Here is a 21,067-nt window from a genome sequence, read left to right on the forward strand (position 1 = left end):
TTTATCGACCTATAACTAAGGCCAGGGAACGGGACGGGCAAGCCCTCAGGTGCGGAACATCTCCTGGGGTGTCATGTCGAGCACCGGCAGCGACGGGCCGTCTCCGTCGGGCACGTTGAAGGCGTTGATCGTCATGGATATCAGCGTGTAATAGCCGCAGATCCCCACCAGGTCGACCATGCCCCTGTCGCCGAGCGCGGCAAGGCCCCGGCCATAGGCCGCATCCGAAATCGCCCGATCCCGGTGCAGCTCGACAGAGCAGTCGAAGACGGCCTGCCCCTCGTCGTCACCCAGGATCGCGGCGCGCCCATGGGCGATGGCCTCGACCACGTCCTCGGGCACACCCGATGCGAGGGCGATGGGCGCATGGGTCGCCCACTCGAAGCCCGAGGACCAGATGCGCGCGGTCACGAGGATCGCGAGCTCCGACAGATGCGGCGGCAGCGCGCTGTCGTAGCGCGCATACTGTCCCAGCGCCTGCGCCGTCTCGGCAAGACCCGGGCTCGTCAGCCAGACCCGCAGAGGCCCCACCACATCGCCCCGGGGTCCGGAGGCGATCAGATGATGGACCCGTCTCTGTTCGTCGGTGAAGGCGTCGGGATCATAGGGCGGCGCCCGCCCCGGTCGTCCTCCGGCTGGCGTCATTCGGCAAGCCTTGCCATCTTGCCGGAGTAGAACAGCATGGGGTCCCCCCCGGCAGTCTCGAGGTGCAGGACCTCGCCGACAATGATCTCGTGGTCGCCACCCGGATAGGAGGCATGGTGCCGGCATTCGAACCGCGCGATCGCGCCGTCGATGCAGGGCACGTCGCAGCGCTCTCCGGGAAAGGAGGGGACGCCCTCGAACTTGTCGTCGCGGGGCTTGGCGAACTGCCAGGCCACCTGTTCCTGGTCGGCGGCGAGCACGTTGACGGCGAAGTGCCGCCCGTCCTTCAGCCAGCGCCGGCTGACCTGGGCATTCCCGAGAGAGAACAGCAGGAGCGGCGGCTCGAGGCTCAGGGACGAGAAGCTGTTCACGGTCACCCCCGTGGGACGGCCCTCGTCGTCGCGCATGGTCACCACGGTCACCCCGGTGGCGAAGCGCCCGAAGGCATTGCGCAGGGCGCGGGGGTCGATCAGTCCGGCGTCGAGCATCTGTCTCTCCTTGTCGGCCTCAATCCATGTCGGCCTCGGTCGGCCTTGCAACACCGGAAGGTCCCGTGCTGCAACCGTTCGCATGATCCGAAGATAGGGCGCTCGACACATCGCGCAAAATGATAAAGGATCATCCGCACCATATCATTTTCGGATAGGCCATGCCCCTGCCCACCATTTCCCTGCGCGGCCTCCAGGCCTTCATCGCGGTCTACGAGGAACAGTCCTTCTCCCGCGCCGCCCTGCGCGAGAACGCGACGCAATCGGGCATGTCGACCCAGGTCAAGACGCTGGAGCTGCGCCTCGGCACCGAGCTGCTGAACCGGGACCGCAAGCAGTTCACCCTGACCCCCGCCGGCCAGATCGTCTATCGCGAGGGCCAGTCGATCCTGAAGGCGCTCCACGCCACCGAGGCGCGGGTGAAGGAGTTGCGCGCCGAGGTGGCGGGGATGGTGAAGTTCGGGATGATCCCCTCCCTGACCCGCTCGGTGCTGAAGGCCGCGCTCGACGCCTTTCACGCCGATCATCCGGGTGTCGAGCTCTCGCTGCTCGAGGAATACAGCTACAGCCTGATGCGCCGGGTTCTCGACGGCGAGATCGAATTCGCCATGGTCCCGGCGGGCGATCTGCCCGCGGGGCTGACCGCGCGCTTCGTCGCCCGCGACCGGGAGATGCTGGTCTCCCGCCCCGGCGCCCTGCCCGGCGCGGCGCATCTTTCGCCCGTGTCCATCGCGGCGCTGTCGGGCGCGCGGCTGATCGTGCCCTCGCGGCTCAACGTGCGGCGGCGCGGGATCGACAGCCTGTTGCAGGCCCATGGCGTGCATCTGGCCGAGACGATGGAGATGGACGGCATGCTCGCCACGCTGGAGCTGGTGGCGGCCAGCGACTGGATGGCGATCCTGCCCTCGGCGATCTGCCATCCCGACCGCGACGGGCGCGCGCGGCAGCTCAACGTCATCGCCGATCCGCCGATGAGCCTCGATTACGTGATTGTGGAGAAATCCGACGCGCCGCCGGCCCGTGCGGCGCAGCTCCTTGCCGAATGCCTGACGCGGCACACCCATGACGTGCTCGCCGACTGGGACGACCTGCGCGGCATCGCGGAAGCCGAACCCGTGCATTCGAAGGAATGATGCCGGAGCGCGATTTTGCCATGGGATACAGCGTGCTGACGGGTAGTCTTCGCCGAGGCGCGGGGGATGCGGCGCAGGCTCCGCCGCTGTCAGGGGAGGGACAGGAATGAAAGTCGGACTGATCGGCCTCGGGCGCATGGGCCGGGCCATGGCCGAACGGCTGGAGGAGACGGGCGCCGAACTGCTGGTCTGGAACCGCAGCGCGGACAAGGCCGGGGGGCTGGCGGCCGAGGTGGCCGAAAGCCCCGCCGCGGTCGCTGCCGGGCGCGACGTGGTGCTCTCGATCATGGCCAACGACGCCGCGCTGGAGGCGGTCTACTTCGGGACAGGCGGCCTCTGCTCCGCGCCGCTGGGCGGCACAACCATCGTGGAGATGACGACCACCGCGCCCGACACGATCCGGCGCCTTGAGGCCGCCGTGCGCGAGGCGGGCGGGCGGCTCGTGGAATGCCCCGTGGGCGGGACCATCGCCCCGGCGCGGGCGGGCAAGCTCCTGGGCCTCGCGGGCGGCGAGGCCGACGATCTCGAGCGCGTCATGCCGGTGATGCAGCAGCTCGTGCGGCGGATCGAGCATGTGGGCCCCGTGGGCGCGGGCGCGGCGATGAAGCTCTCGATCAACCTGCCGCTCATGGTCTACTGGGCCGCGCTGGGAGAGGCGCTCGGCCTTGCCATCGGCAGCGGGATCGACCCCGAGCTGGCGCTCGACATCCTCGCCGACAGCTCCGGCGCCATCGGGGCGGCGAAGATGCGCGTGCCTCCGATCCTCGAGATGCTGCGCACCGGAGAACCGGGGGGCGTCAACTTCGCCCTCGAGGTGGCGCTGAAGGACATGGGCCTGATGGAAGAGGCCTGCGCCGCCACCGGCCGGCCCGGGACGGTGATCGCCGCCACCCGCGCCAAGGCAGCTGCCGCCGCCAGAGAGGGCTTCGGCCCGCTCGACGCCTCCATGGTGGGGCTCTGCGGCCTCGTGGACCCGAACAGGAAGGAGACCAAATGATGCTGCGCGTCGCTCTCGTCGGATATGGCTGGTGGGGCCAGCACATCGCCCGGCGCCTCAAGGATCACCCGGGCTTCCGCCTCGTCTGCGTCGTGGAGCCCGCCGAGGCCGCCCATGACACGATCCGCGCCGCGGGCCTCATGCCCATCTCCTCCTACGAGGAGGCGCTGGCCATGGAGAACGTGGACGCGGTGATCCTGACCTCGCCCAACGACCAGCACGACCTCCACGTCCGCCTCGCCGTGGAGGCCGGCTGCGACGTCTTCTGCGAAAAGCCCCTGTCGCTGACGCCCGAGGGCGCCCGCGAAAGCGTGCGCCTCTGCCGCGAGGCGGGGCTTGTTCTGGGCATCGGCCACGAACGCCGGTTCGAGCCCGCCGTGCAGCGCCTCAAGGGCCTGCTCGACGAGGGCGCGCTCGGCACGATCATGCATTCGGAACTGGCCTTCAGCCACGACAAGCTGATCCACCTCGGCGCCGACAGCTGGCGCACGTCGAAGGCCCATGCGCCGGCGGCGGGTATGACCCAGATGGGCATTCACCTCACGGACCTGCTGATCTGGTTCTTCGGCCGGGTGGACACGGTGGCGGCCAGCGTCACCTCCCGCAGCCTCGGCTGGGAGACGGGCGACGTGGTGACGGTGCAGCTGAAATTCGAGGCGGGTATGACCGCGACTCTTCAGGCGATCCTGCATACGCCGCATTTCCTGCGCACCCATGTCTTCGGCTCGGACATGTGGGTGGAGATCCGCAACGCCACGCATCCCGACACGCCCGGGGGCGAGGTGACGATGGAACGCTACCGCAGCCTCGAGGACCGCAGCGTGGACCGGATCGAGTGGTCCGACGCGGTGACGGCGAACCTCGAGAGCTGGGCCGCCGCGATCCGGGGCGAGGCGGACTATGTGTTCTCGGACTTCGAGAAGGTGCACAACATCGAGGTGCTGGACGCCATCGTCCGGTCGGCCGAGACGGAAAGCGTGGTGCGGCCGGGCTGAGCCCCGCCGCGACGGGCCGGGCCGGGCTCACCCCGGCCCGTCCCGCGGTCGTGATTCCGCGCGGCGCCGCCGGGAGCGTCCGCAGGTCGGGCGACCGCGCGGCGCAACCCTCCGTGACCATGGGCGCCGGAGCCTGCGTCGGAAAGGGTGCCAGCCCCCCGACGACCTTCAGATCAGGTTCACCGCAATCGCCCGCACGCCGAGGAGCATCATCATCCACAAGAGCACCGACCGGAACGCAGCGAGCGGCAGCCGCTTGCGCACCTCGGACCCGAGCGCGAACCCCGCAAGGGCCACCGCCGTCGCCCCCACAGACGCAAGGAAGGTCTGCGTGTCGAGCAGCGCCGTCGTCGCGAGGCCCGTCAGGAGCCCCACCCCACCGCAGAGGAAGAGAAAGCCCACTGCGGCGACGAACGTGTCCCGCGGCAACTCGAGGGCGGCCGTGTAGATGATCGCCGGGCTCTTCACCGCCGACAGCCCGCCGATGATCCCCGACACCGCGCCAGCCGCCACCTGCCAGGCCACCCCGTCGTTGACCGGAATGCGGATGTTGAAGAGAGCCGCTCCCGAGAACAGGATCAGCGACACGCCCACAACCACTTCCATCACCGAGGCCGAGGCGAGTTCGAGCGACCGGCTCACGAAGAAGGTCACGACCACGATGGTCAGGCCCGCCGGCAAGAACCTGCGGATCACGGCAGGCCAGCCCGGCGTCGTGAAGACCTGCTGCACGTTGGTGACCACGATCGGCAGGGCCAGTATCGTGATCGCCAGCGCCGGCGGGATCATCAGCGGCAGCATCGACATCGCCACCGCGGGAAAGCCGATGCCGATCGCGCCCTTGATCGACCCCGCGAACAGGATCGCCAGAGCGATCCCGCCCAGGGTGAGCGGATCGGCCGGCATCAGCTCCCGGAGGCCCGGTACACTTCGTAGACCGCCGCCGTGTCGTAGCTTTCGGGCAGGGTCCGGTCGGCCTCCTTGTAGAGCGCCCGCACCGCGTCGAAGATCGGCAGGTCGAGGCCGTGGGCCGCGAGATCCTCGCCGATCACCCGCAGATCCTTCTCGAACATCTTGAGGCTCGCCGTCGGCGGCTCGTAGCGCTGCTCGATCATCAGCGGCAGCCGCAGGTCCGACATCTTCGACTGGCCCGCGCCCCCTGACAGCATCCGGTAGACGAGCTGCAGGTCGAGCCCCAGCGCCTCGGCATAGTGCAGCGTCTCGGCCGCCGCCGCGTTGTGCAGGGCAACCGCATGGTTCGCCACGAATTTCATCGCGATGCCCGCCCCGAATTCGCCGGCATGGATCACCGATTTCGAGATCCGCTCCAGCATGGGCGTCGCGCCCCGCACCGCGTCTGCGGGACCGGAGGCCATGAACACGAGATCCGCCTCCCAGGCCTGGGCACCGGTGCCCGAGACCGTGCAGTCGAGCAGCACCGCGCCCGCGGGTTCAAGTGCCTCCTTGGCGGCGAGCTTGTCCGCCAGCGCGAAGGTGCCCGTGTCGAGCACGATCTGCCCGGGTTTCAGTACCTGCGCCAGCTCCCCCGCCACCTCGATCAGCACGCCCGGCGAGATCAGCGACAGGATGACGAAGTCGCAGTCGGCGAGCCACGGCCCGACCTTCTCATGCGCCACCGCGCCGAGCCCCGCCGCCTTCTCGCGCGCGGCCTCCGAGGGGTCGGCCCCCTCCACGCTCACACCGGCCTTCACGAGATTGCGCGCATAGGCGCTGCCCATGATGCCGAGGCCCACGATTCCCACCTTCATCGCCACTCCTCCTCGCATTCTGTTCTGGCTGTGGTCCCGGCGCGGGTCGCGCCGGGGTCCCGTCATCGGTCCGGTCTCAGTCCGCGAGACCCAGCAGCCGCAGCGCGGTGCCGCCGGCGACCTTTGCCCGCTCCTCGTCCGTCAGATCGGTCGAGACGATGTGCTCCACCGGGTCGTAGTCGGCCATGTCGAAGGGATAGTCGCTGCCCATCATGATCTTGTCCGCGCCGAAGACCTCGACGAGGTACTTCAGCTGGTGCGGGGTGAAGACCACGCTGTCGAAATAGACCTTCTTCAGATAGTCCGTTGGCGGCTTCGGCAGACCGGCGTTGCTGTCCTTTCGCGCGCCCCAGGCATGGTCGATCCGGCCGGAATAGGCGGGCAGGTAGCCGCCGCCGTGCACGGCGAGGATCTTGAGATCGGGATAGGTCTCGAGGATGCCGTTGAAGATCAGGTAATGCAGTGCCAGCGTCGTCTCGAAGGGGTTCCCGATGACGTTGGAGAAATAGTACTCGTGCAGCCGGTCGCCCTCGGTGAAGCCGTTGGGATGGATCATCACCAGCGCGCCCAGCTCCTCGGCCTTGGCCCAGAACGGGCGGAAGCGGTCCGCGCCCAGCTCCTCGCCGTCGCAGTTCGTCAGCAGCATCACGCCCTTCATGCCCAGCTCGCCCATGCAGCGCGTCAGTTCCGTCACCGACTCGTCCGGGTCCTGGAACGGCACGGACCCGAGGGCCATGAAGCGGTCGGGCCGGCGGGCCGCCCATTCGGCCATGCCGTCGTTGAGCATCCGCGTTCCGACCACCGCGTGCTCGATCGGGGACTGGTAGTAGCACTGCGGCGGCGGCGGCGCGACGAGCTGCATGTCGATGCCCTGGGCGTCGAGCACGGCCAGCCGGTCGTCGAGATCCCTGATCGCCACGGGCCCGCGGTCCTTGTCCTGCTGGGCGTTGATGGCGGTCGTCTCTTCGTTCGAGTGCTTCACCATCGCGATGCGCGAGGCGTCCACATGGGGCGCCATGTATTGGGCCGCTTCCGGGATCGCCACATGGGCATGCATGTCCACGGTCTTGCTGTTCAGCCGCTTCTGACCGTCCGGGCGCGGGCGGGCTGCGGTGGGGCCGTAGCGGTTCACCGCATCGCCCATTTCGGCCGTGTCGATGGTGCTGTGGGTCATGGTCTGTCCTTGGTCTGCTGCAAACGGGGCCGGCCGGGGGCCGGCGGAAATGGGGTCCTGTCGGAAGAACCCCCGCCACTCGGGGCGGGGGCAGGTGCCGGGCGCGGCACGGGGAGCGTCGCGCCCGGGGTCGTCGGGGGTGTTACTGGTTCTCTTCCATCCAGGCGGCGGCCTCGGCCTCGACCTCGGCGCGGTCGAAATCGTTGGCGGCCTCGATGTAGATGTCGTTCAGGAAGTCCTCGGCCGGCACGATCTCCTCGATCGCACCGGACTCCAGAAACTGGGGCTGGATGCTGTTCCAGACGTCGGGCTGAACATCGCCCAGGCGCTCGGTCGTCGAGAGGTTCATGCCGATCGACATGTCGAGGTAGAGCTGGCCCGCGTCCTCGTTCTCCCACTCTTCCGGCACGGCCTGGCGCAGCATCTCGGCGACCGCCTCGGGGTTGACGGCGGCGACGTACATGCCCTTGGACCAGGCGCGCAGGAAGCCCTCCATCGCGTCGCGCTTCTCTTCCAGCGTGTCGGCGTTGGCGGCAAAGGTGTTCGCCGGGCTCGTCAGCAGCTCGGGAGGCGTGATCAGGTCGACCTCGATCCCGTTGACGATCAGCGAGATCCAGTCCGGGGCCGCGCCCGAGATCGCCGAGACGTTGCCGTCGCGCATGGCGGCCGCGAGCGTCGGGCCGCTTTCGCCCAGAACCACCGTCTCCACATCGTCGATCGAGGCGCCGACGGTGTTCAGCGCGGCCTGCAGGAAGGAGCGGTCGCGGTCGGACACGAGACCCACGGTGGTCCCCACGAGATCCTCGATGGAGTCGACGTCGCTGCCCGCGGGCACGCCGATGCCCTCGGGGGCGTTCTGCATCACCTCGTAGACGGTGTTGATCGGCGCGCCCGCGTTGAGCGCGTTCACCGTCTCCACGGGGTCGAGCATCGCGAGATCGGCCTGGCCGTTCTGCACGAAGGCGACGTAGGGGATCGAGGTATCGGAGGGCAGCAGGTTCACGATGACCCCCTCCTCCTCGAAATAGCCGAGCGCCTCGCCCACCACCAGCGGGTAGAAGTTGGTGGACCGCGGCAGCGGGTTGATCATGTTGACCGTGGTCATGTCCTGAGCAAGACCTATTGCCGGGACCGACGTGACGGCGATGGCCGTCGAAACAAGCAGTGTGTTGAACTTGGTCATTTTCCCAAACCTCCCAGGGATCAGTCTTCTTCCTTGCCCATCAGCGCCGTCCAGCGCCGGGCCTTAGCGCGGGACGCGGCGGCCCTGCGCGATTCACGACGCCAGAACACCACGCGGTCGTCGAGAAATTCCATGGAGTAGAACAGGATGAGCCCGATCAGGGTCATGCTGAGCAGCGCCGCGATGGACGACGCCATGTTGAGCTGGAACGAGAACCGGCTCATCAGCACGCCGACACCGGCGGTGGCCTGGGCGAACTCCGCCACCACCGCGCCGATCAGCGCCGTTGTCAGGCCGATCTTGAAGCCCGCGAACATCAGCGGCAGCGCCGAGGGCACCCGCAGCTTCAGGAACACCTGGCGGTCGGTCGCGCCGACCGACCGGAACAGATCCTCCCTGTCGCCATGGCGCTGCACGAGGCCGGTCAGCGTGTTCACATAGATCGGGAAGAACGAGATGATCGCCGCCAGCGCCATCTTCGATCCCATGCCGTAGCCGAACCAGGCGATGATCACGGGCGTCAGCGCGATGCCCGGCGTCACGTTCAGCACGATGGCGTAGGGCGAGACGTAGCGCTTGAAGGGCTCGTTCAGCGCCGAGGCGACGGCCAGCGACACCGCGACCGCGGCACCGATCAGAAAGCCCACCACCGCTTCGGTCAGGGTGATGAAGAAATGCTCGTAGATCGTCCGCTCGGTGACGTAGAGCTTCCAGATCGCCGCGGCGACGGCGGACGGCTGCGGGATCATGATCGAGGTGATCACCCCGGTCATCACCGCGAGTTCCCACAAGGCCAGGATCGCGACAAAGAGCAGCAGGTGCGGCAGCAGCCCGAAGGCTCCGCCGGTCAGGCGCGAGGGGCGTTGGCTGACGTCACTCATCGAGAGCTTCCTTCATCTTGCGGCGGCGGCGCCGTCCGACCCGCTCCAGCCCGGGCTCGTGCTTCCAGAAGGCGACATGGTGGTCGACCCACTCCATGCCGCGGAAGATGAGGAAGCCGAGGATCGTCAGGGTGAAGATGCAGGCGAAGGCCGAGGCCATGTTGAGGTTGCGGGTGTAGACGAGGATCAGCGAGCCGATCCCCTCGTTGCGCTGGATGAACTCCGCCACCAGCGCGCCCGACAGCGCCGCGGTCAGGGCCAGCCGTTCCCCGGCCATGATGACGGGCACGGCGTCGGGCAGCACCAGCTTTCGCAGTGTCTGCCATTTCGACGCGCCGAGGCTGCGGAACAGCTCCAGCCGGTCTTCGTCCACGTTCACGACGCCCGACAAGGTGTTGATGAAGGGGGCGAAAAAGCACACGAGCATGATGATCGCGACCTTCGAGGGCGCACCGAACCCCAGCGCCGCGATCAGGAGAGGCGCCACGGCAATCCGCGGCGTGGCCTCGAGCACGATGACGTAGGGCTTGATGAACCGCCGCACCAGCGGGTTGAACCCCACCAGCGCGCCGAGACCCACGCCCAGGATCGACCCCGCGGCGAAGCCGGCGAAGACCAGGATCATCGTGGCGTAGAGATGGTACCAGACGTTGCCGTTCTGGACATAGATCAGCCAGAAAGAGCGCAGGATGTTCGAGGGCCGCGGATAGAACAGCGGATCGAGCCAGCCTGCCCGGCTGCCGATCTCCCAGAGCGCGATCAGCGTCAGGAAGATCCCCGCATGGGTCAGGATACGGCGCTGGCGCAGCGAGAGGCCGCCGCCCGCGCCTTCGGAAAGGGTGCTGTCGCTCACGGCCATCAGTGATCCTCGCCGAGAATCTCGCGCACCTGCGCCACGAGCTGGTTGAATTCCAGCGAGGTCTGCAGCGAGAGCGGGCGCGGCCGTTCGAAGGGCACATCGACGACCGAGGCGATCCGGCCGGGCCGCGGCGTCATCACATAGACGTGGTCGGCGAGATAGATCGCCTCGGCAATGTTGTGGGTGACGAAGATGGTCGTGGCCCCCACCTCGCCCACGATCCGCATCAGCTCCACGTTCAGCCGTTCGCGGGTGAACTCGTCCAAGGCCCCGAAGGGCTCGTCGAGAAGAAGCAGGTCGGCGCCGGTCTGCAGCAGCCGCGCCAGCGCCACGCGCTGCTGCATGCCGCCCGAAAGCTGGCTCGGGAAGGCAAAGCGGAAATCCTTCAGCCCCACCAGCTTCAGCAGGTCCGAGGCGTGTTTCTGGTCGGCCTTGGTGACCTTGCGCGTCATCTCGGTCGGCAGAAGCACGTTCTCGATCGCCGTGCGCCAGTCGAGCAGCGTGGCCTTCTGGAACATCATCCCGATGTCCTGCCGTGGTCCGGTCACCTTGGTGCCGTGGACCGTGACATCCCCGCTCGAGGGCTCGATCAGCCCGGAGATCAGGCGCAGCAGCGTGGACTTGCCGCAGCCCGACGGGCCGACGAGCGAGATGAAGCTGCCCTTCGGTATCTCGAAGTTCGCCCCTTCCAGCGCCACGACGCTGCCGCCGGCGAAGGTTTTTCCGACATTGCGGCCCGATACGACGATCTCGTCGCTTCCGACGCGGGCCTCAGCGGCTTGCATGTTCATCTTGCCTCCCTGGGTCCCCGGCGGCCTGTCTTGCCGGGGCCTTCTGATATTTCACTGATAGCGCTATCGGTATCCCTTGGTACACCTCACGCATCGCCGTCACCCCACGATCGGCCGGCTGTCGAGTTTCCGCATGATCTGCATCCGCGAGCGGCGGACATGCCGGGTCGAGCAGCGCACGGCCGCGGCCGCGTTCCGGGCCTGCAACGCGTCGATGATCGCCAGGTGATCCTTGAGCGCGAGAGAGGCCCGGTCCTCCCCGTCCAGCACCGGCCCCAGCGACACGAGGCAGAGCCGGTCGTAGTTCTCCATAAGCTTCTCGACGCTCTCGGCCAGACGCCGGTTGCCCGACATCCGCGCGATCGTGCTGTGAAACTCACGGTTGTATCGGGCGAAGGCCGTCATGTTGCCGGTATCCGCCTCACGGAAGTCGTCCAGCGCGGCCAGCTGCGAATTGGTCGCCTCGGCCGCGATCTTGCGCAGGCAGGCGGCCTCCAGGACCGCACGCATCTCCAGGATATCCTCGGCATCCCCCACCGCGATGGGCGCGACGCGGTGCCCGCGCCGCGGCTCGATCTCGATCAGGCCCTCGAACTCCAGCTTCTGCAGCGCGTCGCGGATCGGCGATTTCGACACGCCGTAGCGCTTCGCCAGCTCCACCTCCCGCAGCTCCTCACCGGGCTTGAGCCCGCAGGTCAGGATATCCTGCCGCAGCTCTTCGAACACCCGATGACGTATGAGACCGGAATTCATGGATCCCCCTGATATTTCACCAACGGTGCGACAACTGGTCCTTCGCCGTCAAGTGATTCGCTTCGCCGCGGCGCGGCGCCAGTCAGACCGAGGTCTGGTAGGTCTCTGGCACCCATCGGTACGAGGGGCCGTCCCTCTCCACGAAGCCGAGCGCCGGGAACGGCATGTGATGGCCGATCACCATCAGGTCGTCCGCCGCCGCCATGTCGAGGACCCGCTTCCGGGTCGCGATCGCCTGCTCGCGGTCGTCATCGAAGGCGACGGGGCTTTCGGGATGACGCAGCGAGAACACGTAGTGATTGGCGATGTCGCCCCAGATCAGGACCTGCCGCCCGCCGCTCTCCAGCCGGTACATCATGTGACCGGGCGAATGGCCGAAGGCCGCCTCGGCGGTCAGACCCGGCACGACCGTGTCGCCATCCTCGAGAAACGTCATGCGCTCCGCGAGGGGCACGACGATGTCGAGGAACATCTCGCGGTTCTTCTCGCGCTGCGGCGGCACCCTGGCGCCGCTCTTCCATTCGTCGAACTCCATCCGGCCGATGGCGTAGCGGGCATTGGGAAACGCATCCCCGTCCGGACCGCGCAGACCGAGGATGTGGTCGGGATGCACATGGGTCAGCGCCACCAGCGTCACATCCGCCGCGGCGACCCCTGCCCGGCCCAGCCGCTCCACCAGCTGCCCCGTGCCGTCCGCATGGCCCGCCGCGCCGAACCCCGCGTCGATCAGCACCGTCTCACCGGCGGTCTCCACCAGAGTCGGCACGAAACCATGGGCCATCCGGTCCCAGGGCAGGCGGTTCGCGGCCGCGATGGCCTGAAGCTCGTCGTCGGACTTGTCTAGGCAGAACGGCGGGCGCACCGCGTCCCGCATCACGACTCCGTCGAGCACCGTCGTCACCTGCGCCTCGCCCAGATGGAACCGGCGCAGCTCCGCCCGGATTTCAGTCCTGTCGGTCATCTCGTCTCTCCCTGCGTCGAGCCGCTGGACACGGCGCTTGATTTATCGAATGATAAATAGAAGCGCGGGAGGGCCGAGGTCAATCGCCGCGTCGCGAGCGGCGGTTGCATGCCGATCGCAGAAGATCACGGACCAAGGACGCTACGGAGGACAGATCATGGCAGACGGCGCAGCCCCCAGGACGGATCACGTCGAGATGGCGCAGGACCCCGCCGCCTTCGCGCATTGGCCGCCCGGCCTCCATGACGAGCTTCTGGCTCATGTGGACAACGGCTGCGTGGGCACGACGCTGCTGTCCGAGACCGACCGCGTCCGCGTCTGGCACCTCGAGATCCCCGTGGGCGGGCGGTTCCACTTCCACCGCCACGTCATGCCCTATTTCTGGACCGCGCTGACCGCCGGCAAGGCCCGCAGCTACTTCGCCGACGGCCGCATCGCCGATACCGAGTATTTCAAGGGCGAGACCCGCCATTTCCACTATGGCGCGGGCGAATCGATGGCTCATTCGCTGGAGAACATCGGCGATACGCCCCTCGCCTTCACCACGGTGGAGTTCCTCGACGGCGAGAACCCGGCGCTCGAGGTGCCCGCCTCCGTGCGCCTCTGATCCGGGGCCGACAGCGCCCGCATGCGTCCCAGCCTTGCCCAGGGACTCGCCGCGCTCGTCGTGGCGGGCGCCGCCCTGACGGTCCTCGCGACTGGCCCCGATGACATGATGATCCGGGTCGCGGCGGTGTCCGCGGCCTCGATCCTCCTCTTTGCCACCCGCGTCCTGCCCGAGGCGGTGACCGCGGCGGCGACCTTCCTCGGTTTCATCGCCCTCGCCGCGGCACCGCCCGAGGTGATCTTCTCGGGCTTCGCCACGGGGGGCTTCTGGCTTCTCTTCGGCGGGCTCGTGATCGGCACCGCGGTGACCGAAACCGGCCTCGGCCGCCAGGTCGCGGACCGAATCCACCGGCGCACCGGCGCCTCCTACTCCCGCGCCGTCTGGCTTCTGGCCTTGGGGGGCCTGGGCCTCGCGCTCATCGTGCCATCGGCGATCCCGCGCGCCGTGGTGATGACACCCATCGCGGTCTCTCTGGCCGAGGCGATGGGCTACCGCTCCGGCTCGCGCGAGCAGATCGGCCTCGCGATCACCGCCGCCACGGCGACGCTCCTGCCCACCTACCCGTTTCTGCCCGCGAACCTGCCCGCGATCATAGAGGTGGGCGCAATCGAGGCGCTCTACGGCGTGACCACCACCTACGGCGCCTTCTTTCTCGAACAGATGCCCGTGAACCTCGTGCGCTTCGCCGTGCTGGTGCCGCTGATGATCCTCTTCGCGCGCGGCGGCACGCCGCCCACCTCACGCCCCGAGGCCCGGCCGCCCGAGCCGCTGAGCGGGGCCCAGGCGCGGCTTCTGCTGCTGCTCTTCGGGGCGGTGGCGCTCTGGGCGACGGACACCTGGCACGGCATCGCGCCCGCCTGGATCGCGCTCGGCTGCGCGACCCTCGTGCTCTGGCCCGCCTTCGGCATCTTCGACGCCACCGCCATGCGCACGAAGATCGACCTGTCGGTCGCGTTCTTCCTCGCCGCCGTCTTCGCCGTCAGCGCGGTGGCGGGCCATACGGGCCTTGCGGACGCGCTCGCCGGGGCGACGGTGCCGCTCCTGCACCTGGGCGAGGCGGGCGGGCTGCGCGATCTTTACGCCATCACCGGCCTGTCGATCCTCGTCTCGCACCTGACGACCGCCCCCGCCGCCCCCGTGCTCCTGGCGCCCCTTGCCGGGGAAATGGCCACTGCCACGGGCTGGCCGATCAACATCGTGTCAACGACGCATCTGATCGGCATCGCCACGACGATCCTGCCCTACCAGGCGCCGCCCTTCATCCTCGCCATCGCCCTCGGCCGCATCCCGCTGAAGCCGCTGACCCTTGTCTGCGCCGTGCTTGCCCTTGCCGTGCTGACGCTGGGCATGCCGCTGACATGGCTGTGGTGGCGGCTTCTGGGGCTGGTGTGACCCGAGAGGAAAGGGGGATGGTGGGTGATGAGGGATTTGAACCCCCGACATCTTCGATGTGAACGAAGCGCTCTACCACTGAGCTAATCACCCGTGGGCGCAGGCTTTAGCCCTCCTCGTCCGCCTCTGCAAGAGGCTCCGCGGCCGCAGTGCCGCCCTCCGCCTGCCGCAGGCGGCAGTGGAACACCCGCGCGTTGGCAAGGTCCTTCGAGCGCGTGATCTTCAGCTTGCCGAAAGGCGGAAGGTTCAGCTCCTCGCCCGCCTGCACCGCGGCGGCGAGTTCCTGCAGCATCGCCTCCACCGCCGGTTTCACCTCCCGCCGCTTCAGGCCCGAGCGCGCCACGATGCGGTCGATCAGCTCCTTCTTCTTCAGCTCGGGTCCCGCCACGGTGACCGCCTTCGCCGTCGTCGATGCCGAGGCCGAGGCCGCAGGCGGCTCCAGCCCGTCCTCGGTCAGCCAGTCGAGACCCATTCCCTCCGGTCCCTCGCCGTTCATGTCGGTCGTCGCCCCGTTGCTGCCCCGTCTCGCCATGGGTCCGCCCCTTCTTCGTATCGGCTCCGGCGCCACTCTAGCCGAGCAATGACCCAAGGTCGATTGACCGCATGCATGTGGGTAACTAACCTCGAGCGGTCTGCCTGACTGTCTGCCAACGTTACGGAGCACCTGGAATGAAGAAAACCGCCCTGGCAGCGCTTCTTGCGCTGAGTCTGACCGGACCGAGCCTTGCCGCGGGGCTTGCGGATGTCACGCCTCCGCCACCCCCGCAGACCGCACAGACTGTCAATCCCGATCCCGCGATCCATATCATCGCCCTGTTCTTCATCGCGATCGGCATCCTCGGCAACTGAACGGCTGCCGGCCCCGGCAACGGAAAGAGGCGGCTCCGCCCGGAGCCGCCTCTGTCGTTTTTCAGCCTGGCCCGACAAGGGCCGCTCGGCTCAGTGGGCGCGGGTCGACCCCAGCGTCTCGTCCCGCGCCTTGAGGGCCGCCTCGGCGGCGGCGGCCTCTTCGGCGGCCTCGTCCCACTCGATGGGCTCGGGCTGCCGCACCAGCGCGTGCTTCAGCACATCCGAGACGTGGCAGACGGGGATGATCGTCAGCCCCTCCTTCACGTTGTCGGGGATCTCGGGCAGGTCCTTCTCGTTCTCCTCGGGAATGAGCACCGTTGTGATGCCGCCCCTGAGCGCCGCGAGAAGCTTCTCCTTGAGCCCGCCGATAGCCGAGGCATTGCCGCGAAGCGTGACCTCCCCGGTCATGGCGATGTCCTTCCTCACCGGAATCTGCGTCAGCACCGAGACGATGGCCGTGACCATGGCCAGACCCGCCGACGGTCCGTCCTTGGGCGTGGCGCCGTCGGGGACGTGGACGTGTATGTCGAGCGTGTCGAACTTCGGCGGCTTCACCCCGATCTGCGGCGCGATCGAGCGAACGTAGCTCGAGGCCGCGTCGATCGATTCCTTCATGACGTCGCCGAGCTTGCCGGTGGTCTTCATCCGGCCCTTGCCCGGCAGGCGCACCGCCTCGATGTTCAGCAGCTCGCCGCCCACCGACGTGTAGGCGAGCCCGGTCACGACGCCGATCTGGTCCTCCTTCTCCGCAAGACCGTAGCGGTGCCGCGGGACGCCCAGGAAATCGCCGAGATTGTCCTCGGTCACCTCGATGACCTGCGCTTCCTTCTTCACCAGCTTGGTGACGGCCTTCCGCGCGCTCTTGGCGATCTCGCGCTCGAGGTTCCGTACGCCCGCCTCGCGGGTATAGGTGCGGATGATCGCGGTCAGCGCCCCGTCGGAGATGCTAAATTCCTTGGCCTTCAGACCGTGGTTCTTCATCACCTTGGGCAGAAGGTGCTGGCGCGCGATCTCGCGCTTCTCGTCCTCGGTGTAGCCCGCGAGCGGGATGATCTCCATGCGGTCGAGCAGCGGCCCCGGCATGTTGTAGGAGTTCGCCGTGGTCAGGAACATAACGTTCGAGAGGTCGTATTCGACCTCCAGGTAGTGATCGACGAAGGTCGAGTTCTGCTCGGGGTCGAGAACCTCCAGCATGGCCGAGGCGGGATCCCCGCGGAAGTCCTGCCCCATCTTGTCGATCTCGTCGAGCAGGATGAGCGGATTGGTGGTCTTCGCCTTCTTCAGCGCCTGGATGATCTTGCCGGGCATGGAGCCGATGTAGGTCCGGCGGTGGCCGCGGATCTCGCTCTCGTCCCGCACGCCGCCGAGGCTGATGCGGATGAACTCGCGTCCCGTGGCCTTCGCCACCGACTTGCCGAGCGACGTCTTGCCCACGCCGGGCGGACCCACGAGGCACATGATCGGCCCTTTCGAGGCCTTCGACCGCTGCTGGACGGCGAGATACTCGACGATCCGCTCCTTGACCTTCTCGAGACCGAAATGGTCCGCGTCGAGGATCGCCTCGGCACGGCCGAGATCCTTCTTCACGCGGCTCTTGGTGCCCCACGGGATCGACAGCATCCAGTCGAGGTAGTTGCGCACCACCGTGGCCTCGGCGGACATCGGGCTCATGTTCTTGAGCTTCTTGATCTCGGCGTCGGCCTTCTCGCGGGCTTCCTTGGACAGCTTCGTCGCCGCGATCTTCTCCTCGAGCTCGGCGATCTCGTTCTGGCCCTCGTCGCCGTCGCCCAGCTCGCGCTGGATCGCCTTCATCTGCTCGTTGAGGTAGTATTCGCGCTGCGTGCGCTCCATCTGGCTCTTCACGCGGGTCTTGATCTTCTTCTCGACCTGCATGACCGACATCTCGCCCTGCATCAGGCCAAAGACCTTCTCCAGCCGCTCGGCGACGGTCAGGGTCTCGAGGATGTCCTGCTTCTGTGCCACCTCGATGCCGAGATGCCCCGCCACGAGATCGGCCAGCTTGGCCGGCTCGGTCGCCTCGCCGACCGCCGCCAGCGCCTCCTCGGGGATGTTCTTCTTGATCTTCGCGTAGCGCTCGAATTCCTGCGCCACCGACCGGGTCAGAGCCGTCAGCGTGGCCGGGTCGCCGTCGTCCTCCGCCAGATACTCGGCGGAGGCCTCGAAGAACGAGGCGTTCTCCACGAACCCGGTGATCCGCACCCGCGCGCGCCCCTCGACCAGCACCTTCACCGTGCCGTCGGGCAGCTTCAGAAGTTGCAGCACGTTGGCCAGCACGCCCGTGCGATAGATCTCGTCGGCGGAGGGTTCGTCCACGCCGGGGTCGATCTGGCTCGACAGCAGGATCTGCTTGTCGTCCTGCATCACCTCCTCGAGCGCGCGGACGGATTTCTCCCTCCCCACGAAGAGCGGCACGATCATGTGGGGAAACACCACAATGTCGCGCAGCGGCAGGACGGGATAGGAGGGGCTCAGAGGCTCTTGCATGCTCGTGTCCTTGTTATTCTCGGCAGAACGGCCGGGTCCCGTCGCGGCGACCATGGGCCGTTCCCTGTCAGGGGCAAGACGTGGGGCGCGCGGGGCGGAAAATCAACCGCCGCCCTTTCAGGCCAACCATGACGGCGCGCCCCGCGCTCCGCAAGCGGGAAGACGTCCCACGGCCAGCCGCACGACCCGTGGCCCATGCCGCAGGCCGAGCTCAAACCCGGCCGAGCCCGACGATCCCCCGCCGGGCCTCGCCCCCGCCCGTACCGGGCCGTCCCCGCATGGTCACACCGCGGGAATATCCCCCTCTGCCCGCGCGGCGTGAAACCCGGCCTCCCATGCCTCGAACCTTCCCCCCGCGATGGCCTCCCGCATGCCGGCCATCAGGTCCTGGTAGTAATGCAGGTTGTGCCAGGTCAGCAGCATTCCCGAAATCATCTCCCCGGCGCGGAAGACGTGATGCAGGTAGGCCCTCGAATAGCCCCGACAGGCCGGGCAGGAGCACGCCTCGTCGAGCGGCCGCGGATCGTCCGCATGGCGCGCGTTCTTGAGGTTCACCTGCCCGCGCCGCGTCCAGGCCTGTCCGGTCCGCCCCGAGCGCGAGGGCAGGACGCAGTCCATCATGTCCACGCCCCGCTTCACCGCGCCGACGATGTCGTCGGGCTTGCCCACGCCCATCAGATACCGCGGCTTGTCCTGAGGAAGCTGCCCCGGCGCGTAATCGAGACAGCCGAACATCGCCGCCTGCCCCTCGCCCACCGCAAGGCCGCCGATGGCATAGCCGTCGAACCCGATGCCGCGCAGCGCCTCCGCGCTCTCGGCCCGGAGGTCCTGCTCCAGCCCGCCCTGCTGGATGCCGAAGAGCGCATGGCCCGGCCGGTCCCCGAAGGCATCGCGCGAGCGCTGCGCCCAGCGCATCGACAGGCGCATGGACTCCTCGATCCGCCCCCGCTCCGCCGGCAGGGCCGGACATTCGTCGAAGGCCATCACGATGTCCGAGCCCAGAAGCCGCTGGATCTCCATCGACCGCTCCGGCGAGAGCTCGTGGCGCGCGCCGTCGATATGGGACCGGAAGGTCACCCCCTCCTCGGTCAGCTTCCGTAGCTCCGCGAGGCTCATCACCTGGAATCCCCCCGAATCCGTCAGGATCGGCCGGTCCCAGTTCATGAACCGGTGCAGCCCCCCCAGCCGCGCGATCCTCTCGGCGGTGGGGCGCAGCATCAGGTGATAGGTATTGCCTAGCAGGATGTCGGCGCCCGTGGCGCGCACGCTTTCGGGCAGCATCGCCTTGACGGTGGCGGCGGTGCCCACGGGCATGAAGGCGGGTGTGCGGATCTCGCCCCTCGGGGTGGAGATCACGCCGGTGCGGGCCGCGCCGTCGGTGGCGTGAAGGGCAAAGGAGAAGCGCGTCGTCATGACAGCGCGGTTAGCCCCTCGCCCGCCCGCGCGCAATCGCGGCACGCCGTCCCGGAACGCGGGAAATGCCCTGTGGTCCGCCGCGCCCGCGCTGGCCCCGGGGGGCCTCGCGGGGTAAGGGGGCACCCGAACCGCCCTGGCAAGCGAACCGCCCAAAGGCCACATGAGGCCCCCGGAACCCTGGAGAGCGACATGCCCGACGACATGCAGCCCGGTCTGATCCGCCTCGGCTGGGAGGAATGGCTCGGCCTGCCCGACCTCGGCCTGCCGACGCTGAAGGCCAAGGTCGACACCGGCGCGCGGACCTCTGCGCTCCATGCCTTCGACATCGAGACATTCGGCCCGGCCCGCGCGCCCAAGGTCCGTTTCGCCGTCCATCCCCTGCCCGGCAACGACGCGCTCTCGATCCCCTGCTCCGCCACCATCGTGGACCGCCGCGAGGTGACCTCCTCGAACGGCGAGACGGAGATGCGCTTCGTCATCGAATCCCTGCTCGACGTGGGCGGGGACCAGAGCTGGCCCATCGAGATCACCCTGACCCACCGCGGCGACATGCGCAGCCGGATGCTCCTCGGACGCCAGGCTCTGCGCGAGGACGTGGTGGTGGCGCCGACCGAACGCTTCCTCAGGCCCGAGCGCAGCTACGACGTCTATTCCGCCGCCCGCATCCGCGAAAGCCAGCCCGCCCGCGCGCTGCGGATCGCCGTCTTGAGCCGCGAGCCCAACAGCTATTCCACCCAGCGCCTCGTCCACGAGGGCGAGAACCGCGGCCATTCGGTGGAAGTGATCGACACCACGCGCTGCTACATGGCGATCAACAGCCTCGCCCCCGAGATCCATTACGACGGCCAGCGACTGCCGCGTTACGACGCCGTGATCCCCCGCATCGGCGCCTCGATCACCGCCTACGGCACCGCCGTCCTGCGCCAGTTCGAGACGCTCGGCACCTTCTGCGTGAACGGCTCGGCGGGCATCACCGCGAGCCGCGACAAGCTCCACGCCCACCAGGTGCTCGCGCGGCACCGGATCGGGATGCCCACCACCGCCTTCGCCTCCTCGCCCAAGGACACCGACAACCTGATCGGCCTCGTGGGCACCGCACCGCTGATCGTGAAGCTGCTCGAATCGACGCAAGGAAAGGGCGTGGTGCTGGCCGAGACAAAGAAGGCCGCGCAATCGGTGATCGACGCCTTCCGGGGCCTGCGCGCGAACTTCCTCGTCCAGGATTTCGTCAAGGAGGCCGCCGGGGAGGACATCCGCTGCTTCGTGATCGCCGGAAAGGTCGTGGCCGCCATGCGCCGGACCTCTGCAGGCGACGATTTCCGCTCCAATCTCCACCGGGGCGGCACCGCCGAGGCGGTGAAGATCACCCGCGCCGAACGCGCGGCGGCCGTGAAGGCCGCCAGGGCTTTCGGGCTGAACCTGTCGGGCGTCGATCTGCTGCGCTCGAAGGACGGGCCGAAGATCCTCGAGGTGAACTCGAGTCCCGGCTTCGAGGGTATCGAAAAGGCCTCGAAAAAGAACCTCGCCGCCGCTCTCTACGAAGAGATCGAGCACCGGGTGAAACCCGCCCCCCTGAAGCGCCGCCGACGCGCCACGGGCGAGGGCTGAGCCCTTCTGCCGGCCCTCCCTTTACGCCGGGCGCGGGAAATCCTACCTTAATGCTCGGAAC

General features: G+C 68.1%; 21 protein-coding genes and 1 tRNA gene. 7 read left to right on the plus strand and 15 right to left on the minus strand.

Features of this window, described 5'->3' with window-relative positions:
* Positions 1-45: 45 nt before the first annotated feature.
* Both EAT49_RS02305 and EAT49_RS02310 read right to left on the minus strand, forming a co-directional pair.
* Positions 46-645 (minus strand): carboxymuconolactone decarboxylase family protein, encoded by a 600-nt coding sequence (locus tag EAT49_RS02305; protein WP_123640648.1) that lies wholly within the window; start codon positions 643-645, stop codon positions 46-48.
* Positions 642-1,133, minus strand: coding sequence for a flavin reductase family protein (locus EAT49_RS02310; protein ID WP_123640649.1), 492 nt, complete (start codon positions 1,131-1,133; stop codon positions 642-644). The genes EAT49_RS02305 and EAT49_RS02310 overlap by 4 nt, the downstream gene beginning before the upstream one ends.
* A gap of 161 nt (positions 1,134-1,294) precedes the next feature.
* Here EAT49_RS02310 and EAT49_RS02315 point away from each other — a divergent pair, with 161 nt between their 5' ends.
* From EAT49_RS02315 to EAT49_RS02325, 3 genes are all read left to right on the plus strand, one after another.
* Complete coding sequence (locus tag EAT49_RS02315) at positions 1,295-2,266, plus strand: LysR family transcriptional regulator (protein WP_123640650.1); 972 nt, start codon at positions 1,295-1,297, stop codon at positions 2,264-2,266.
* 106 nt (positions 2,267-2,372) lie between these two features.
* On the plus strand, positions 2,373-3,263 hold the full coding sequence (locus EAT49_RS02320; RefSeq protein WP_123640651.1) for an NAD(P)-dependent oxidoreductase: 891 nt from the start codon (positions 2,373-2,375) through the stop codon (positions 3,261-3,263).
* Positions 3,260-4,258 (plus strand): Gfo/Idh/MocA family protein, encoded by a 999-nt coding sequence (locus tag EAT49_RS02325; protein ID WP_123640652.1) that lies wholly within the window; start codon positions 3,260-3,262, stop codon positions 4,256-4,258. The genes EAT49_RS02320 and EAT49_RS02325 overlap by 4 nt, the downstream gene beginning before the upstream one ends.
* Positions 4,259-4,426: 168 nt before the next feature.
* On the opposite strand, the gene EAT49_RS02330 is transcribed toward EAT49_RS02325, so the two are convergent.
* From EAT49_RS02330 to EAT49_RS02370, 9 genes are all read right to left on the minus strand, one after another.
* Complete coding sequence (locus EAT49_RS02330; protein ID WP_123640653.1) at positions 4,427-5,164, minus strand: sulfite exporter TauE/SafE family protein; 738 nt, start codon at positions 5,162-5,164, stop codon at positions 4,427-4,429.
* Positions 5,164-6,027, minus strand: coding sequence for an NAD(P)-dependent oxidoreductase (locus EAT49_RS02335; RefSeq protein WP_185020611.1), 864 nt, complete (start codon positions 6,025-6,027; stop codon positions 5,164-5,166). Before EAT49_RS02335 ends, EAT49_RS02330 begins: the two co-directional genes overlap by 1 nt.
* 76 nt (positions 6,028-6,103) lie before the next feature.
* Complete coding sequence (locus tag EAT49_RS02340; RefSeq protein WP_123640655.1) at positions 6,104-7,201, minus strand: amidohydrolase family protein; 1,098 nt, start codon at positions 7,199-7,201, stop codon at positions 6,104-6,106.
* Positions 7,202-7,343: 142 nt separating this feature from the next.
* A complete protein-coding gene (locus EAT49_RS02345; protein ID WP_123640656.1) occupies positions 7,344-8,384 on the minus strand; it encodes an ABC transporter substrate-binding protein in 1,041 nt (346 codons plus the stop codon).
* A 20-nt stretch (positions 8,385-8,404) separates the two neighbouring features.
* Entirely contained in the window at positions 8,405-9,265 is an 861-nt protein-coding gene (locus EAT49_RS02350; protein ID WP_123640657.1) for an ABC transporter permease, read from the minus strand.
* Positions 9,258-10,124, minus strand: coding sequence for an ABC transporter permease (locus EAT49_RS02355; protein ID WP_123640658.1), 867 nt, complete (start codon positions 10,122-10,124; stop codon positions 9,258-9,260). Before EAT49_RS02355 ends, EAT49_RS02350 begins: the two co-directional genes overlap by 8 nt.
* Positions 10,124-10,915: an ABC transporter ATP-binding protein gene (locus tag EAT49_RS02360; RefSeq protein WP_123640659.1), complete on the minus strand. Its 792-nt coding sequence runs from the start codon at positions 10,913-10,915 to the stop codon at positions 10,124-10,126. The genes EAT49_RS02355 and EAT49_RS02360 overlap by 1 nt, the downstream gene beginning before the upstream one ends.
* Before the next feature lie 99 nt (positions 10,916-11,014).
* Complete coding sequence (locus tag EAT49_RS02365) at positions 11,015-11,668, minus strand: GntR family transcriptional regulator (protein ID WP_123640660.1); 654 nt, start codon at positions 11,666-11,668, stop codon at positions 11,015-11,017.
* Positions 11,669-11,750: 82 nt separating this feature from the next.
* Positions 11,751-12,629: an MBL fold metallo-hydrolase gene (locus EAT49_RS02370; RefSeq protein WP_123640661.1), complete on the minus strand. Its 879-nt coding sequence runs from the start codon at positions 12,627-12,629 to the stop codon at positions 11,751-11,753.
* Positions 12,630-12,786: 157 nt separating this feature from the next.
* Here EAT49_RS02370 and EAT49_RS02375 point away from each other — a divergent pair, with 157 nt between their 5' ends.
* Together EAT49_RS02375 and EAT49_RS02380 are read left to right on the plus strand one after the other, a co-directional pair.
* A complete protein-coding gene (locus tag EAT49_RS02375) occupies positions 12,787-13,236 on the plus strand; it encodes a cupin domain-containing protein (RefSeq protein WP_221181417.1) in 450 nt (149 codons plus the stop codon).
* Between the two features lie 21 nt (positions 13,237-13,257).
* Entirely contained in the window at positions 13,258-14,628 is a 1,371-nt protein-coding gene (locus tag EAT49_RS02380) for an SLC13 family permease (RefSeq protein WP_123640662.1), read from the plus strand.
* 18 nt (positions 14,629-14,646) lie between these two features.
* On the opposite strand, the gene EAT49_RS02385 is transcribed toward EAT49_RS02380, so the two are convergent.
* Together EAT49_RS02385 and EAT49_RS02390 are read right to left on the minus strand one after the other, a co-directional pair.
* Positions 14,647-14,721 (minus strand) — tRNA-Val (locus tag EAT49_RS02385).
* A gap of 13 nt (positions 14,722-14,734) precedes the next feature.
* Positions 14,735-15,160, minus strand: coding sequence for an HU family DNA-binding protein (locus tag EAT49_RS02390; protein WP_123640663.1), 426 nt, complete (start codon positions 15,158-15,160; stop codon positions 14,735-14,737).
* Positions 15,161-15,297: 137 nt separating this feature from the next.
* Between EAT49_RS02390 and EAT49_RS02395 the strand changes: the two genes are divergently transcribed.
* A complete protein-coding gene (locus EAT49_RS02395) occupies positions 15,298-15,477 on the plus strand; it encodes a hypothetical protein (protein ID WP_123640664.1) in 180 nt (59 codons plus the stop codon).
* A gap of 90 nt (positions 15,478-15,567) precedes the next feature.
* Here the strand turns inward: EAT49_RS02395 and lon are convergent, their stop codons facing one another.
* Both lon and tgt read right to left on the minus strand, forming a co-directional pair.
* Positions 15,568-17,982, minus strand: a complete 2,415-nt coding sequence (gene lon, locus EAT49_RS02400) for an endopeptidase La (RefSeq protein WP_123640665.1) — start codon at positions 17,980-17,982, stop codon at positions 15,568-15,570.
* A 282-nt stretch (positions 17,983-18,264) separates the two neighbouring features.
* Positions 18,265-19,395 (minus strand): tRNA guanosine(34) transglycosylase Tgt, encoded by a 1,131-nt coding sequence (tgt, locus tag EAT49_RS02405; RefSeq protein WP_123640666.1) that lies wholly within the window; start codon positions 19,393-19,395, stop codon positions 18,265-18,267.
* A 192-nt stretch (positions 19,396-19,587) separates the two neighbouring features.
* Here tgt and rimK point away from each other — a divergent pair, with 192 nt between their 5' ends.
* A complete protein-coding gene (gene rimK / locus EAT49_RS02410) occupies positions 19,588-21,006 on the plus strand; it encodes a 30S ribosomal protein S6--L-glutamate ligase (RefSeq protein WP_246003731.1) in 1,419 nt (472 codons plus the stop codon).
* The last annotated feature ends 61 nt before the right edge of the window (positions 21,007-21,067 follow it).

Origin of the sequence: Histidinibacterium lentulum (genome assembly GCF_003789055.1) — a bacterium.
In the GTDB taxonomy this organism is placed as follows: domain Bacteria; phylum Pseudomonadota; class Alphaproteobacteria; order Rhodobacterales; family Rhodobacteraceae; genus Oceanicola; species Oceanicola lentulus.

Excerpts from the sequence above, each read along its gene's own strand:
- EAT49_RS02305 (WP_123640648.1), bottom strand. The coding sequence starts at position 645 with ATGACGCCAGCCGGAGGACGACCGGGGCGGGCGCCGCCCTATGATCCC.
- EAT49_RS02310 (WP_123640649.1), bottom strand. The coding sequence starts at position 1,133 with ATGCTCGACGCCGGACTGATCGACCCCCGCGCCCTGCGCAATGCCTTC.
- EAT49_RS02315 (WP_123640650.1), top strand. The coding sequence starts at position 1,295 with ATGCCCCTGCCCACCATTTCCCTGCGCGGCCTCCAGGCCTTCATCGCG.
- EAT49_RS02320 (WP_123640651.1), top strand. The coding sequence starts at position 2,373 with ATGAAAGTCGGACTGATCGGCCTCGGGCGCATGGGCCGGGCCATGGCC.
- EAT49_RS02325 (WP_123640652.1), top strand. The coding sequence starts at position 3,260 with ATGATGCTGCGCGTCGCTCTCGTCGGATATGGCTGGTGGGGCCAGCAC.
- EAT49_RS02330 (WP_123640653.1), bottom strand. The coding sequence starts at position 5,164 with ATGCCGGCCGATCCGCTCACCCTGGGCGGGATCGCTCTGGCGATCCTG.
- EAT49_RS02335 (WP_185020611.1), bottom strand. The coding sequence starts at position 6,027 with ATGAAGGTGGGAATCGTGGGCCTCGGCATCATGGGCAGCGCCTATGCG.
- EAT49_RS02340 (WP_123640655.1), bottom strand. The coding sequence starts at position 7,201 with ATGACCCACAGCACCATCGACACGGCCGAAATGGGCGATGCGGTGAAC.
- EAT49_RS02345 (WP_123640656.1), bottom strand. The coding sequence starts at position 8,384 with ATGACCAAGTTCAACACACTGCTTGTTTCGACGGCCATCGCCGTCACG.
- EAT49_RS02350 (WP_123640657.1), bottom strand. The coding sequence starts at position 9,265 with ATGAGTGACGTCAGCCAACGCCCCTCGCGCCTGACCGGCGGAGCCTTC.
- EAT49_RS02355 (WP_123640658.1), bottom strand. The coding sequence starts at position 10,124 with ATGGCCGTGAGCGACAGCACCCTTTCCGAAGGCGCGGGCGGCGGCCTC.
- EAT49_RS02360 (WP_123640659.1), bottom strand. The coding sequence starts at position 10,915 with ATGAACATGCAAGCCGCTGAGGCCCGCGTCGGAAGCGACGAGATCGTC.
- EAT49_RS02365 (WP_123640660.1), bottom strand. The coding sequence starts at position 11,668 with ATGAATTCCGGTCTCATACGTCATCGGGTGTTCGAAGAGCTGCGGCAG.
- EAT49_RS02370 (WP_123640661.1), bottom strand. The coding sequence starts at position 12,629 with ATGACCGACAGGACTGAAATCCGGGCGGAGCTGCGCCGGTTCCATCTG.
- EAT49_RS02375 (WP_221181417.1), top strand. The coding sequence starts at position 12,787 with ATGGCAGACGGCGCAGCCCCCAGGACGGATCACGTCGAGATGGCGCAG.
- EAT49_RS02380 (WP_123640662.1), top strand. The coding sequence starts at position 13,258 with ATGCGTCCCAGCCTTGCCCAGGGACTCGCCGCGCTCGTCGTGGCGGGC.
- EAT49_RS02390 (WP_123640663.1), bottom strand. The coding sequence starts at position 15,160 with ATGGCGAGACGGGGCAGCAACGGGGCGACGACCGACATGAACGGCGAG.
- EAT49_RS02395 (WP_123640664.1), top strand. The coding sequence starts at position 15,298 with ATGAAGAAAACCGCCCTGGCAGCGCTTCTTGCGCTGAGTCTGACCGGA.
- lon (WP_123640665.1), bottom strand. The coding sequence starts at position 17,982 with ATGCAAGAGCCTCTGAGCCCCTCCTATCCCGTCCTGCCGCTGCGCGAC.
- tgt (WP_123640666.1), bottom strand. The coding sequence starts at position 19,395 with ATGACGACGCGCTTCTCCTTTGCCCTTCACGCCACCGACGGCGCGGCC.
- rimK (WP_246003731.1), top strand. The coding sequence starts at position 19,588 with ATGCCCGACGACATGCAGCCCGGTCTGATCCGCCTCGGCTGGGAGGAA.